Annotated in this window: 2 protein-coding genes; one reads left to right on the forward strand and one right to left on the reverse strand. The window is 43.9% G+C overall.

Annotation, left to right across the window (positions count from 1 at the left end; genetic code table 11):
- Positions 1 to 115 precede the first annotated feature (115 nt).
- The gene (locus DW015_RS13525; protein ID WP_181979935.1) at positions 116 to 274 is read right to left on the reverse strand and encodes a hypothetical protein; all 159 of its coding nucleotides are present in this window, start codon (positions 272 to 274) and stop codon (positions 116 to 118) included.
- A gap of 116 nt (positions 275 to 390) precedes the next feature.
- On the opposite strand from DW015_RS13525, the gene DW015_RS12960 reads away from it, so the two are divergent.
- Entirely contained in the window at positions 391 to 594 is a 204-nt protein-coding gene (locus DW015_RS12960; protein WP_117905928.1) for a hypothetical protein, read from the forward strand.
- Positions 595 to 654 lie beyond the last annotated feature (60 nt).

The raw sequence follows: 654 nt of genomic DNA on the forward strand, positions 1-654 counted from the left end.
CTTGACAACCGAATATCAACTCTGCAAGTACGTTAATCACACGGTCGGTATGAAATCTCGGCAGCCAAATGAACCATGCGCGACGACCTCAAAAAGAGAGCGATAACCATGACGTTCAGACCTTTGGACAGCAACCAAAGTCGGCGATGAAACGTGTGAGGATAATGATACTTCCCAGTGAGGGCTGATATAGCGGGTGAGAGTCCCATGATGCGGTTACGCTGACCGCAGCTTGCAGAGTTCCGCCGTGACGGTCGTTGAGAACAAATATCACGGAAAATCGTCTGAAACTAACGAATCAGACGAAGGCAAAACGAAGTTATACGGCGGTTTGCGTTATAGCAGACCGCCATTTACATATTAAATTCACAAGAACAGGAGGCTGATAGTATGAATGATATATCAGAAGAAAAAGAAACGCCGAAGCTATTTGACTTTCAGCTAAAATCAAGTAAATTCGGCATTGATGTTAGAATCCCGTGCATAAAGCTTTCAGATAATCACCCATGCAAAGGCTGTGTGTGGTATGACAGGAATACCGACGTACTGTTTTGTCCGTTTCATAAGTGTGTAAGATACAGAAAAGGTGAATGAAATGCTGATTAAACGTGGAGATATTTTTTACGCAGATTTGAATCCCGTGGTCGGCTCAGA

This window comes from Ruminococcus sp. AF37-20, assembly GCF_003460465.1.
GTDB lineage: Bacteria > Bacillota > Clostridia > Oscillospirales > Ruminococcaceae > Hominimerdicola > Hominimerdicola aceti.